Annotated in this window: 8 protein-coding genes and 2 pseudogenes; 4 read left to right on the top strand and 6 right to left on the bottom strand. The window is 73.8% G+C overall.

The annotated features are described in order from the left end of the window. The first annotated feature begins 71 nt into the window (after positions 1-71). Complete coding sequence (gene ligA, locus ACIQVZ_RS18310) at positions 72-2138, top strand: NAD-dependent DNA ligase LigA (RefSeq protein ID WP_402451081.1); 2067 nt, start codon at positions 72-74, stop codon at positions 2136-2138. A gap of 284 nt (positions 2139-2422) precedes the next feature. Then, entirely contained in the window at positions 2423-3214 is a 792-nt protein-coding gene (locus ACIQVZ_RS18305; RefSeq protein ID WP_402451079.1) for a putative protein N(5)-glutamine methyltransferase, read from the top strand. Between the two features lie 69 nt (positions 3215-3283). Here the strand turns inward: ACIQVZ_RS18305 and ACIQVZ_RS18300 are convergent, their stop codons facing one another. From ACIQVZ_RS18300 to ACIQVZ_RS18275, 6 genes are all read right to left on the bottom strand, one after another. After that, positions 3284-4630 (bottom strand): MFS transporter, encoded by a 1347-nt coding sequence (locus ACIQVZ_RS18300; RefSeq protein WP_402451077.1) that lies wholly within the window; start codon positions 4628-4630, stop codon positions 3284-3286. Then, the gene (locus ACIQVZ_RS18295) at positions 4623-5822 is read right to left on the bottom strand and encodes a cytochrome P450 (RefSeq protein WP_402451075.1); all 1200 of its coding nucleotides are present in this window, start codon (positions 5820-5822) and stop codon (positions 4623-4625) included. Before ACIQVZ_RS18295 ends, ACIQVZ_RS18300 begins: the two co-directional genes overlap by 8 nt. A 30-nt stretch (positions 5823-5852) precedes the next feature. After that, positions 5853-6572: a DUF5825 family protein gene (locus ACIQVZ_RS18290; protein ID WP_402451073.1), complete on the bottom strand. Its 720-nt coding sequence runs from the start codon at positions 6570-6572 to the stop codon at positions 5853-5855. Then, on the bottom strand, positions 6553-8499 hold the full coding sequence (locus ACIQVZ_RS18285; RefSeq protein WP_402451071.1) for a RiPP maturation radical SAM C-methyltransferase: 1947 nt from the start codon (positions 8497-8499) through the stop codon (positions 6553-6555). Before ACIQVZ_RS18285 ends, ACIQVZ_RS18290 begins: the two co-directional genes overlap by 20 nt. A gap of 78 nt (positions 8500-8577) precedes the next feature. Continuing rightward, on the bottom strand, positions 8578-8739 hold the full coding sequence (locus ACIQVZ_RS18280) for a hypothetical protein (protein WP_159398304.1): 162 nt from the start codon (positions 8737-8739) through the stop codon (positions 8578-8580). Beyond that, on the bottom strand, positions 8736-10700 hold the full coding sequence (locus ACIQVZ_RS18275; protein ID WP_402451069.1) for an alpha/beta hydrolase family protein: 1965 nt from the start codon (positions 10698-10700) through the stop codon (positions 8736-8738). Before ACIQVZ_RS18275 ends, ACIQVZ_RS18280 begins: the two co-directional genes overlap by 4 nt. Positions 10701-11200: 500 nt before the next feature. Here ACIQVZ_RS18275 and ACIQVZ_RS18270 point away from each other — a divergent pair. Further along, a pseudogene (locus tag ACIQVZ_RS18270) lies at positions 11201-11821 on the top strand (carbohydrate binding domain-containing protein); the annotation flags it as partial. Between the two features lie 198 nt (positions 11822-12019). Continuing rightward, a pseudogene (locus tag ACIQVZ_RS18265) lies at positions 12020-12985 on the top strand (chitinase); the annotation flags it as partial. Between the last annotated feature and the right edge of the window lie 51 nt (positions 12986-13036).

Raw genomic sequence — 13036 nt, 5'->3', positions numbered from 1 at the left:
CCCCCGGGCGCGGTCCGTGCGAGCCGCGTTCGAGCGGGCCGAATGTCAGTGCGGCTCGCCATGATGGCGGTATGAAGGACGCAGCCGCCCTGGCCTCCCCTGCCGCCCTGGCCTCCCCGCAGGCCTACGCCGTCGCCGTCGCCGCCGCCGTGCGGGCCGCCGCCGCGTACTACGCCGACGGCTCCGCCCCGCTCGGCGACGACGAGTACGACGCCCTGGTGCGGGCGATCGAGGCCTACGAGCACGAGCACCCGGACGAGGCGCTGCCCGAGTCGCCCACCGGCAAGGTGGCCGGCGGCGCGGCGGTCGGCGACGTCCCGCACAGCGCGCCGATGCTCTCCCTCGACAACGTCTTCTCGGCCGAGGAGCTGGAGTCCTGGGCGGCCGGCCTGGAGCGCCGGCTCGGCCGGCCGGTCGCCGCCTGGTGCGTCGAACCGAAGCTCGACGGCCTCGCCGTCGCCGCCCGCTACCGGGCCGGCCGACTCACCCAGGTGCTGACCAGGGGCGACGGCCTGGCGGGGGAGGACATCACCGCCGCCGCCGACGCCGTGCTCGGCCTGCCCGCCCGGCTCGCCGAACCGGTCGACGTCGAGCTGCGCGGCGAGGTGCTGCTCACCCACGAGCAGTTCGAGCAGGCCAACGCCGTCCGCACCGCGCACGGCGCCACCCCCTTCGCCCACCCGCGCAGCGGCGCGGCCGGCACCCTGCGCGCCAAGGACCGCGCCTACCGCGTCGAACTCACCTTCTTCGCCTACGACGCCCTCGGCCTGCCCGGCCTCGACCACGCCGACCTGCTCGCCCGGCTCGCCGTCCTCGGCGCCAACACCGCCGCCAGCACCGACGCCGCGCCGCACCGCTGCGCGACCCTCGCCGAGGCACAGCAGCGGATCGACGAGATCGCCGGCCTGCGCGCCGCGCTGCCCTTCGGGATCGACGGCGTGGTGGTGAAGGCGGACGCGGTGGCCGACCAGGAGGCGGCCGGCTCGGGCTCCCGCGCGCCGCGCTGGGCGGTGGCCCGCAAGCTGGCGGCGCAGCACAAGGTCACCAGGCTGCTCGGCGTCGAGTGGAACGTCGGCCGCACCGGGATCATCGCGCCCCGGGCCGTCCTCGAACCGGTGGTGATCGACGGCGTCACCGTCACCTACGCGACCCTGCACAACCCGGCCGACATCGGGCGCCGCGGGCTGATGATCGGCGACCAGGTGTTCGTCTACCGGGCCGGCGACGTGATCCCGCGGGTCGAGGCGCCGCTGGTCGACCAGCGCACCGGCGCCGAGCAGCCGATCGCCTTCCCCGAGGTCTGCCCGCGCTGCGGCGACGCCATCGACACCTCCGAGCAGCGCTGGCGCTGCGTGCGCGGCCGGGCCTGCCAGGTGGTCGCCTCGGTGATCTACGCGGCCGGGCGCGACCAGCTCGACATCGAGGGCCTCGGCGGCACCCGCGCCGTCCAACTGGTCGAGGCCGGGCTGGTCGGCGACCTCGCCGACCTGTTCACCCTCACCCGGGAGCAACTGCTCACGCTGGAGCGGATGGGCGACACCAGCGCCGACAACCTGCTCGCCGCCATCGAGACCGCCCGTAGCCGCCCGCTGAACCGGGTGTTCTGCGCCCTCGGCATCCGCGGCACCGGCCGGACGATGTCCCGCCGACTCGCCGCGCACTTCGGCAGCATGGCCGCGATCCGCGCCGCCGACGCCGCGGCGCTGGCCGGTGTGGACGGCATCGGTGTCGAGAAGGCCGCCGTGATCGTCGCCGAACTCGCCGACGTGGCACCGCTGTTGGACCGACTGGTGGCGCAGGGCGTCGGCACGGCGGTGACCGGGCCGACGGCTCCCGCCGCCCAGGCCCCGGACGGCGGCGTGGCGGCCGCGGACGACACCGCGGCGGGCCCGCTGGCAGGCCAGAGCGTGGTCGTCACCGGCAGCATGACCGGAGCCCTCGCCGAGCTCTCCCGCAACGCGATGAACGAGCTGATCGAACGCGCCGGCGGCAAGGCCTCCTCCTCGGTGTCCAAGCGCACCACCCTCCTCGTCGCGGGCGAGAAGGCCGGCTCCAAGCGCGCCAAGGCGGAGGAGCTCGGAGTGCCCGTCATGACCCCGGAGGAGTTCGCCGCGCTGGTCGCCGAGCAGCTCGGCTAGACCGGCCGGCCAAGCGGGCGGACAGCCGCACAGCCGGGCAGGACGTGGGCCCGGAGGACCAGTTGATCGCCCGCGCCGGGGGGTGCGGTAGGGTGGCCGACGCCGTGTATGACCGCGACTCAAGGAGGTGAGCCCCATTACCGGTATGTCCGAGCGGGTGCTCCCGGAGCGCGGCCGTGCGGGCGTGTCGCGCGCGTAGCGCGGACGCGTCGGCGCGGTGCCGGCCCTTGCGGGAGCCCTGACGGAGTCGTTCGTCCTCCTCCCGATTCCCCCAAGGGGTCCTCTTGTCGGTTTTTGCCTCCGCAGCTCTCCGTTCCTCGGTCGTCGGCCGGCTGCGTGCCGCCGGTTGCGTGTTCGCCGAGGACGAGGCGCGGGTCCTGCTCTCCGCCGCCGCCACACCGGCCGACCTGGCCGTGATGGTCCGGGCCCGGGCCGAGGGCCGGCCGCTGGAACACGTCGTCGGCTGGGCCGAGTTCGCCGGGCTGCGGATCGCCGTCGACCCGGGCGTGTTCGTGCCGCGCCGTCGCAGCGAGTTCCTGGCCGCCACGGCCACCGGACTCACGGCCCCGGGCGCCGTGGTCGTCGACCTCTGCTGCGGCAGCGGCGCCCTCGGCGCGGCCGTGGCGGCCGCCGCCGCGCACCCGGTCGAGCTCTACGCGGCCGACGTCGACCCGGTCGCCGTCCGCTGCGCCCGGCGCAACCTCACCGGGCCCGGGGCCCCGGTCTTCGAGGGCGACCTGTTCGTCGCGCTGCCCGCCGCCCTGCGGGGCCGGATCGACGTCCTGCTCGCCAACGTCCCGTACGTCCCCAGCGCCGACATCGCGCTGCTGCCGACGGAGGCCCGGCTGCACGAGGCCCGGCCGGCGCTGGACGGCGGCGCCGACGGTCTGGACGTGCTGCGCCGGGTGGCCGCCGAGGCGCCGAACTGGCTGGCCCCGGGCGGGTCGCTGCTGTTCGAGACCAGCGAACGGCAGACCCCGGCGGCCCTGGCCGTCGTCCGCGCGGCCGGCCTCGACGCCGTCGACGCCTGGTGCGAGGACCTGGACGCGACGGTCGTCACCGCGACCCTGCGCTGACGGGGCCGCCGTCCGGGCCCGCCTCCCGCCTCCCGCTGGCGGAGGCGGGCCCGGCGGTCGGCTGGGCGCTCACAGCTCGCGCATCTCACGCCTGGTCAGCGCGTACCCGAACGCGCCCGTCAGACAGAGCCCGGTCGTCGCGAACACCCCCCGGCTCCCGAAGGCGTCCACCGCCGCGCCGGCCGCGATCACCGAGATCGGGAAGACTCCCAGCGCGCAGAAGGTGACGGCCGCCATGACCCGGGCCAGCAAGGCGGGCGGGGTGCTCTTCTGCACGCCGGTGACGATCAGGACGTTGGTCACCGTGCTGGCGCCACCGGCCAGGCAGAGCAGCAGCACGGCGCCGACGAGGCCGGTGAACGGCACCAGGCCTATCGCCGCGCCCATCACCAGGCCGGAGAGCATCGCCGTGCGGCCCCGCGAGCGCACCTCTGTGAGGCCGGCCGCGAACAGGCCGCCGACCAGCGCACCGCCGGTGAACGCGGCCAGCAGCAGGCCGAGCCCGACGGCTCCGGCGCCGAAGCCGTGGGTGGCCAGGGTCGGCAGGGCGACGCGGGTGGCGCCGCCCACCGTCAGGTTCGCGATCACCGTCACCGTCAGCACCGCACGCAGCAACGGCGACTCCCGCAGCAGGCCACGGAAGTTCTTCGGCACGGAGGCACGTTCGGAGATCGGGCTGGGGGGTGCGACGAGGCTGCCGCGACCGATCAGTAGCAGTGTGGCCGCCGAGACGGCGAACGTCGCCGCGTCCAGGCCCAGCGCGGCGGCCGGGCTCAACCAGGCGACCAGCGGGCCGGCCAGCGCCGGACCGAGCAGACCGGCGCCGAAGGTGACCGTACTGTTCAGTGCGTTGCCCGCGTGCAGGTCCTCGGCGGGCAGCAGGGTCGGGGTGATCGCCCAGGCGGCCGGCAGGAACACCCCTGCTCCGACGCCGACCAGCAGCGCGAGTCCGCCGATCAGCCAGAAGTTCGCCGCCCCGCCGGCGGCGATCGCGCACAGCCCGGCGGTGGCGAGCAGCCGGCCGAGGTCGGCGGCCAGCATCACCCGGCGGGCGCCGAACCGGTCGGCGAGCATTCCGCCGAGCGGGGTGGCGGCCAGCCGTCCCGCGCCGTAGGCGGCGACCACCAGGCTCAGCTGGCGGGCGCCTCCGGCGAGGGAGTAGACCAGCAGTGGCAGGGCGACCACCTGGAACGCGTTGCCGAACTCCGAGGTGCCCTGCCCGATCACCAGCAGCCGGAAGCCCGGCGCGCGCAGGGGCGCGACGCTGATCCGGGGGCGGAACCGCGACAGCCCCGCCGCGCCGCTCGTCCCTGCGCCGCTCGTCCCTGCGCTGTCCGTCCCCGCTCCGCTCGTCCTCGCGCCGCTCGTCCCCGCGCTGTCCGTCCCCGCTCCGCTTGCTCCCGTGCCGCTAGCCATCGAGCGAGACCGGCAGCGACTCCAGGCCGCGCAGCATGATCGTGTTGCGCCAGGGCAGGGTCTCCTCCGCGGCGGCCAGCTCGATCCGCGCGAAGCGCTCCAGCAGGCCGGTCAGCGCCACCTCGCTCTCCAGCTTGCCGAGGAAGGAGCCGAGGCACCGGTGCAGGCCCTGCCCGAAGGCCAGGTGGCCCGGATCGCCCCGGTCCAGGATCAGCCGATCGGGATCGGTGAAGCGGGCCGGGTCCCGGTTGGCCGCGCCGAGCGAGAGCAGCACCAGTTCGTCCGCCGGGATCTCCACGTCGTCGACCATCACGTCGGCGTTCGTGAACCGCAGGGTGGCCATGCTCACCGGAGACTCGTAGCGCAGGAACTCGTCGATCGCGACCGGCATCGCCGCCGGGTTGGCGCGCAGCCAGGCGAGCTGGTCGGGGTGGTGGAGCAGCGCCAGGGTCGCGGTGCCGAGCAGGTTGACGGTGGTCTCGTGGCCGCCGATCAGCAGCAGGAAGACCATCGAGAACACCTCCCGCTCGGTGAGTTCACCGGCGTCACAGGCCTGCACCAGGTCGGTCAGGATGTCCGCGCGCGGCGACGCCCGCCGGGCCGTCATCAACTCGCGCAGGTAGTCGTTCAGTTCGGCGGTGGCCTGGTCGAAGGTCATGTCGCCGCCCTGGGTGAGGATCGCCGTCGACCAGGTACGGAAGGCCTGCATGTCCTCCGGGGGGAAGCCCAGCAGCTCGCAGATGATCATGATCGGCAGCGGGAAGGCGAAGTCCGTCACGAGGTCGGCGGTCTCCCGCCCGCGCAGCCCGTCCAGCAGGCCGCCGGCGATGCGCTCGACCAGCGGTCGCATCAGATCGACCCGCCGGCGGGTGAAGACGCCCTGGATCAGCCGGCGCAGCCGGGTGTGGTCCGGCGGGTCGCTGTTGAGCATGTGGACCACCTCCGAACCGAGCGTCAGGCCGGATCCCCGCCCGCTCGCGATGGCCTGGCTGCGGCGGACGTCCTGCCCGAAGCACGGGTCCATCAGCGCGGCCCGGACGTCCTGGTAGCGCGTCACCAGGTAGACCGGCAGGCCTTCGCCGAACTCCACGACGGAGACCGCGCCGGCCTCGCGGATCCGGGCGAGCGTGGGGTAGGGGTCGCGGATGAAGGCGGACATCCGCGCGGCGGCGTCGTCGACCGCGGTGGTCATGGATCACTCCTCGGGCTCGAACTCCGGCAACTACACGGTCAGCGACGGGAAGGGCCAGCGGCGCACCCGCATGGGCAGGAACCAGGCGCGGCCGGCCTGTTCGGCGATCAGGCCGGCCGCGGCGAAGTCCCGGTGGACGGCGTCCGGCAGCCGGCCGACCTCGACGCCCTCGGCCAGCGCCTCGACCTGCGCCAGGTGGCCCGGCTCGTCGATGGTGAACAGCTCCAGCGTCCCGAACCGGCGGTCGCGCACCTCGACGAAGCCGGGGCCGCGCCGGAAGACGCACTTGCTCGGGTAGTACGTGGCGCGCCAGTCGGCGACGACGGCCTCGGGGCCGCCGGTCAACCGCTCGGGCGGGTACAGGTGGTGGAACCGGCGCTGCGCCGCGCAGCCGTCCGTGCAGTCGGCCTGCCAGAGCACGGCCAGCCCCTGCCCGGTCGCCTCGCGCAGCAGCATCAGCGCCCGCGCGGAGGCGGCCGGCGCGTCCGCGCAGAGCCGCACCGGTTCGGTCAGCCGCAGGCAGCGGACCCCGGCGCGGTGCAGTTCGGTGACTTCCGCCTCCGCCGGGCCGAGCAGGGTGCGGTGACCGAGCGCGAAGCCCGGCAACGCCCTGGCGGCGGGGTCGTAGTCGAGCCAGAGCTCGACCTGCGGGCCGGCCGCGCGCCAGGAGGCGGCATCGGTCCCTCCCGCAACGGCCCTTCCCCCAAGAGCCCTTCCGGCATCGGTCCGTTCAGCCGATCGTGACGGCATCGAGCACCTCCTCGGCGTCAGGGCGGGCGGCGGCGGGGCCGTGCCGGTGCCGCATCCGCATCAGCACCTGGTTGTCGGACTCGACGGCGACCTGGAGGAAGCTGTCCCCGTCGTGGAACAGCAGACCGAGCGCGGTGAAGCGCTCCAGCACCGGCTCGACCGCGGCCGCGCCGCCGGGCACCTTGGCGGCCAGCGCGGCGGTCGAGCGGGGCTGGTTCAGCAGCCGGAAGGCGGCGAGCTCCACCGGATCGGTCAGCTCGACCACCCGCCAGTCGTACCCGGGTCGGGTGTTGACGAGCGCGATCCGTCCGCCCGCGTCCCGGTAGCTGAGCCGGCTGTCGGGGAACCGCTCGATCCAGGTGTCCACCGCCGCGCTCAGCCGCTCCGCCAGGTCGCCGCCGATCCCGCGCGGCGGCGCGCTGAACACGTAGGCCAGTTCGGCCAGTTCGCTCTGCGGCAGGCGGTAGGTCGCGCCGTACTGGAAGGCCGGCCGGGTGATCGCGAAGCCCAGCTCGGGGCGGTCGAAGTACGGGCTGAACCGCTCGATCGCGATCCGGCCCGCTCCGGTCGGCGGGTCCAGGTGGTGCAGCACGGGCAGTTGGCGGATCACCGATTCGTAGTCGGCCGGCTGCTCGCCCGGGAAGCCGTAGAGGTAGTTCCAGCTGACCGACACTCCGGCGCTCTGCGCGTCCCGCAGCGCGCGGACGTTCTGGCAGCCCGTCACCCCCTTGTCCATGATCCGCAGGACCCGGGTGCTCAGGCTCTCGATGCCGGGCTGCACCTGGGCCGCGCCCGAGTCGCCGAGGAGCTGGAACTGGTGGCGGCGAAGGTTGGCCTTGATCTCGAAGTGCAGCCGCAGATCGACCGGGAGTTCGGCGAGCGACTTGAGGACGGTGTCGAAGTAGCCCATGTCCAGGATGTTGTCGACCACGTAGACGTCCAACAGCTGGTGGCGTTCGGCGAGCGTGAGCACTTCGGCGAGGAAGTCGGTCGGCGGCTTGGAGCGGAACTCCATCGAGGAGCCGTTGAGCCCGCAGAAGGTGCAGTGGTGCTTCTCGCCCCACCAGCAGCCCCGGGAGCCCTCGACGACCAGCTTGGGATCGACCCAGCCGGCCGCGACGGAGGCGTCGAGCCGCTGGTAGAAGCCGTCGTAGCGGGGCGCCAGGATCGCCGCGGGCGGCAGCGGGCGCCTCGTCATCTCGTTGGCCGTCGACTTCCCGGAGTCGTCGCGCCAGCACAGCCCGGGGACGGCGGAGAGGTCGCCGCCTTCCAGGAGCGCGGGGAAGGCGGCCTCGCCCTCGCCTCGCACCACGTAGTCCAGGAAGGGGAAGTTGCGGTGCAGCGCGGCGCCCTGCGGACCGTCGCAGTTCGCGCCGCCGAACACCGTGCGCACCTGCGGGCAGCGCTGCTTGAGCAGCCTCGCGGCGGCGAGGCTCGCCGTGTTCTGCTGGAAGGTGGTGGTGAAGCCGACCAGGTCCGGTGGGTCGGCGGCGAGTTCGTCGACCAGCCGGGCGATGAACGCGGGGGCGATCGCGCGGGTGGCCCGCGTCAGTGCGATCTCCTGCTCGCTCGCGCCGCTGGTGGCCAGGTACTCGAAGTAGGCCGCGAACTCGCCCTCGCCGTCGTCGATTTCGCTGTCCGCGCCGTCGACGCGGGTGCCGATGCCGGGTGCCGGGCCGTCGTCGCCGTACAGCGCGCCGGCGAACGCCCAGTCGCCCGCGCCCTGGAAGTAGGACTTCTCGGAGAAGTACTGGTAGTCGTCCACGCCGAAACCCGCGGTCTCGGCGGCCCAGTCCACGAAGTCCAGGTTGGCGTACCGCACTTCGACCTGGTGGTCGGCGCGTGCGGCGGCGGTGTGCATGATCCCGAGCGCCAGCGACGGCACGTCGATCGCGCCCCAGGGCATGTGCAGCAGGACGATACGCATGGTGGCCACTTCTGTTGTCCGCCGGCGGTCGATGAGGTGTCGCTCCGGGGCACCCAGGCGCCCCGGAGCGACGGTGAATCACTTGCCCTTGGTCTCCGCCTTCGGCTTCGGCTGCCCCTTGAGGGCGGGCGCGACCACTGCGGCCTTGGTGATGTCGAGCGCGAAGGCCTGGACCACCACGGCGCCCCGGTCACGCTCCGGGGTGCTGATCGGGTCGTTCTGAATGCTGCGTCGCTTCATGGCTGTTCACCTCCTTCCACCAGTTCGGCGGGTACCCCGGGGCGGTCGCCCCGGGGTGGCAGGGGGAGCGGTGCCGGCCAGGCGTGCTCGGCGAACCGGACCATCGTGGCCAGCACCGATCGGTGGTCGGCGGTCCGGCGGCTGTAGTGGCCGCCGTCCACCCAGAGCAGCTCGTGCGGCACCGCCAGCCGGCGCAGGTCCTCGGCGTACCTGGCGACCTGGTCGGGTGGGCACCGCTCGTCGGTCCGCGAGGCGACCAGCAGGACGGGCGAGCGGACCTGGTGCACGTAGGATCGCGGGTCGGCCGCGCGGTAGCGCTCCGGAACCTCGTCCGGGGTCCCGCCGAAGAGCTGCCGATCGAGCTCGCGCAGCGCGGGGGTGGTGGTTCGGTAGGCGGCGGGGTAGTCCGCGATCGGCTGAGCGGCCATGCCGAGTGACCACAACTCCGGCTGCGCGCCCAGCGCGAGCAGGGTCAGGTAGCCGCCCCACGAGAATCCGCACAGGCCGGTGCGCTCCGCTAGCGCCGTGCCGTCGGCGACCAGCTCCGCGCGGACGGCGGCCAGGTCCTCGATCTGCGCCAGCCCCACCCGGTGGCCGTACTCGTGCTGCCAGCGGGCGCCGTAGCCGGTGGAGCCGCGGTAGTTGGTGCGCACCACCGCGTAGCCACGGCCGACCAGGGCGTTCACCCGCGGGTCGTAGGAGTCGCGGTCGTGGGTGGCGGGGCCGCCGTGGACCAGGAAGAGGGTCGGCCACGGGCCCTCGCCGACCGGGGTGCTGACGAAGCTGTGGATCCGCCCGTACGGCCTGGGCGTCCAGCGCCGGCTGCGGGAGGTGCCGCCCTGGTCCGGATCGAGGCCCTGTCCGGGGTGGTGTGCGGCCTCCGTGCCGGGGCGCAGTACCAGCGGGCGGGGCGGTGTCGACTCCCGGCTCCAGACGCAGTGCAAGGTGCCGTCCGGAGCGCAGGACAGGTCGTGGATCGTGCCGCCGGGCGTGCTGATCTCCCGGACGGGCGGGGCCTGTTCGGCCGGTCCCTGCTGTGCGGCCGGCTGCTGCGTCGCCCCCTGCTGCGTCGCCCGCTGCTGCGTCGCCCCCTGCTGCGTCGCCCGCTGCCCCTCCGGCAGGTCGAGGTCGGCGAGGAGCAGTCGGCTCCGTCCGGCCCGCTCGTGCTGGATCAGCACCTCGCGCGGGCCCTGGTACCAGCCGGCCGATATCTGCGAGTCGAACGACAGCCCCGGGTACCTGCGCAGCCCCGTGCCGGCCCGCCAGGTCGCGACGGTGTACCGGTCGTCCTCCTCGACCACCAGCAGCAGCTCCGGTTCGAGTGCGGCGAGCGGGTTGAACTCGATCGGCCAGAGCCGCAGTCGGCGGTCCCCGGCGATCCGCAGCGGACCGTCCGCCTGGGCGTCTGCCTGAGCGACTGCCTGCGCGCCCGCCTGATCGTTCGCCTGAGCGCCCGTCGGCCACAGGACCACCGAGTCGTCCCCGTCGGGCCGCCCGCCGAGGGCGAGCAGCCGACCGTCCGGCGACAGGTCGGCCAGGCTCAGGTACCCCGGCGCCGAACCGATCAGCCGGGCCTCGCCCGCGGGCGGTCCGACGTAGCAGTGCGAGGCGCCGTCGACACCGACGACCACCGCGGCGAGGGCGCCCGTCCGGTCGAAGGCGACGCCGTACGTGCGCCCGCGCGGCACGTCGCGCAGCGCCTCGCCGCCCGCGCCGCCGGTGAACGGCTCGCGCCACCACCGCCCCTCCCCGGCGTTGTCGGCGTCGAACCACCAGACGGCGTCGCCGTCCGGCTCGATCTCGCTCAGATGGACGCCCCCCGGCCGGTCGGTGACCACCCGGCGCCGGCCCGTCCTCAGGTCCCAGGCCACCGCCTGCCAGCGCTCGTCGACGAGCCGCGTCTCGACCGCGCGGTCGGCCGCCAGCGCGGCGAAGCCGGGGGACTGGAACGCCTGCGTCACGGACCCGGCCCTTTCGGCTCGATGGTGGGAACAGACTGCGCTGAACGTCCCGAGGCCGGTGCACCGATGTGAAGATTCAGTGAACTGGCGTGAAGAAAAGGCCACTTGTGGAGGATGGCCGCCACTCTAGGGGGGTGCCGTGGTTGCGAACAGACCTTTCGCACAGTTGGCCGAAATGCAGCTGAGGTGAATGCGGGCCGCCGCCGACCGCGCGTTGATCACTTGTAGCGAACCGACGGGCCGTCCGCTCCGGACGGCCCGTCGGCCGCGCCCGGGCCCCTGCCCGGTGAGGCGGGCGGGGCCGTGCGGCGTGACCTCGGCCTCTGCTGCGGTCGGCCGGGCCGCGCCCCGCAATTGGTCCAGACCTATTGACGAGCTGCGCCGCCCCTCCTACGATCCGGTCCGGCACAGCCCCACATGTCCCCACCTCACCCACAGCCGGGCGTCGCGCCCCCACGCGTCGGTCATGTCCATGGCGCTCGGCGGGAAGGGAACGCAGCATGTTCCGTCGAAGGTCGCGTACTCCACGCCTGTCGGGCGAGGTCCGCCCCTGTCCGGATCCCGGCCGCCCCGAAGCCGACCGGGCCGGGAGCGAGCCGCTCCGGGCCGCTCGCCCGCAGCCGCGGGCGCGCGTGGAACGCGCAGCGCGGGTGAACCGGACCAGCGGTGCCCAGCACGGGCCGAGCGCCATGCTGCGCTCCCTCGCCGGGGTGAGCGCCGTCGCCGTCATCGGTGCCGGCATCGCCGTGGCCGGCTCCGTCACGGCCGGGGCCGCCACCCCCAACCTGGTGGCCAACCCCGGCTTCGAGAGCGGCCTCTCCGGATGGACCTGCTCCGGCGGTTCCGGCGAGGTCGTCAGCAGTCCGGTCCACTCCGGCGCCGCCGCGCTCAAGGCCACGCCGACCGGCCCGGACAGCGCCCAGTGCAGCCAGACCGTCAGCGTGCAGCCCAACTCCCAGTACACGCTGAGCGCCTACGTCCAGGGCAGCTACGTCTACCTGGGCGCCACCGGCACCGGCGCGGGCAGCGACCCGTCCACCTGGACGCCGAGCAGCGCGTCGTACAGCCAGCTCAGCGTCGGCTTCACCACCGGGCCGAACACCACCTCGGTGACCGTCTACCTGCACGGCTGGTACGGGCAGCCCGCGTACTACGCGGACGACGTGTCGCTCACCGGCCCCGGCGGCAGCAGCCCCACGCCTCCGACGACCCCGCCGCCCACGACTCCTCCGCCGACCACCCCGCCTCCGACGACCCCGCCGCCGACCACCCCGCCGCCCACGACTCCTCCGCCGACCACCCCGCCGCCCACGACCCCGGCGCCGGGTGATACCTGCCCGATGAAGCCCAAGCCGTCGGGCAAGGTCCTCCAGGGGTACTGGGAGAACTGGGACGGCGCCTCGAACGGCGTCCACCCCGGCATGGGCTGGGTCCCCATCACGGACAGCCGGATCGCCGCGCACGGCTACAACGTCATCAACGCCGCCTTCCCGGTGATCCTCTCGGACGGCACCGTCCAGTGGCAGGACGGCATGGACACCAACGTCAAGGTCTCGACCCCCGCCGAGATGTGCCAGGCCAAGGCGGCCGGGGCGACGATCCTGATGTCGATCGGCGGTGCCGCCGCAGGCATCGACCTGAGCTCCAGCACCGTCGCCGACCGGTTCGTGGCGACCGTCGTCCCGATCCTCAAGAAGTACAACTTCGACGGGATCGACATCGACATCGAGACCGGCCTGTCCGGAAGCGGCAGCATCGGCACGCTGTCCGCCTCCCAGGCCAACCTGATGCGCATCATCGACGGCGTGCTGGCCCAGATGCCCGCGGGTTTCGGCCTGACGATGGCCCCCGAGACCGCGTACGTGACCGGCGGGAGCGTGACCTACGGTTCGATCTGGGGCGCCTACCTGCCGATCATCAAGAAGTACGCCGACAACGGGCAACTGTGGTGGCTGAACATGCAGTACTACAACGGCAGCATGTACGGCTGCTCCGGCGACTCGTACCAGGCCGGCACCGTGCAGGGCTTCACCGCGCAGACCACCTGCCTGAACAACGGCCTGACCATCCAGGGCACCACCATCAAGGTGCCCTACGACAAGCAGGTGCCCGGCCTGCCGGCCCAGCCCGGCGCGGGCGGCGGCTACATGGACCCGGGCCTGGTCGGCCAGTCGTGGAACGCGTTCGGCGGTTCGCTGAAGGGGCTCATGACGTGGTCGCTCAACTGGGACGGCTCGAAGGGCTGGAGCTTCGGCGACAACGTGAAGTCGCTCCAGCGCCGTTGATCAGCTGTTGATCACCCGCTGACGTCCCGCCGGCTTCCCGTGCACCGGTGC

This window comes from Kitasatospora sp. NPDC098663 (assembly GCF_044760075.1).
In the GTDB taxonomy this organism is placed as follows: Bacteria; Actinomycetota; Actinomycetes; order Streptomycetales; family Streptomycetaceae; genus Kitasatospora.
The sequence above is the reverse complement of the archived record's forward strand: the minus strand, read 5'-3'. Positions and strand labels throughout refer to the sequence as shown.

What these genes read in the sequence shown, in the direction of transcription:
- ACIQVZ_RS18285 (WP_402451071.1), bottom strand. Translation starts at nt 8,499, where the DNA reads ATGCGTATCGTCCTGCTGCACATGCCCTGGGGCGCGATCGACGTGCCG.
- ACIQVZ_RS18290 (WP_402451073.1), bottom strand. Translation starts at nt 6,572, where the DNA reads ATGCCGTCACGATCGGCTGAACGGACCGATGCCGGAAGGGCTCTTGGG.
- ACIQVZ_RS18295 (WP_402451075.1), bottom strand. Translation starts at nt 5,822, where the DNA reads ATGACCACCGCGGTCGACGACGCCGCCGCGCGGATGTCCGCCTTCATC.
- ACIQVZ_RS18280 (WP_159398304.1), bottom strand. Translation starts at nt 8,739, where the DNA reads ATGAAGCGACGCAGCATTCAGAACGACCCGATCAGCACCCCGGAGCGT.
- ligA (WP_402451081.1), top strand. Translation starts at nt 72, where the DNA reads ATGAAGGACGCAGCCGCCCTGGCCTCCCCTGCCGCCCTGGCCTCCCCG.
- ACIQVZ_RS18300 (WP_402451077.1), bottom strand. Translation starts at nt 4,630, where the DNA reads ATGGCTAGCGGCACGGGAGCAAGCGGAGCGGGGACGGACAGCGCGGGG.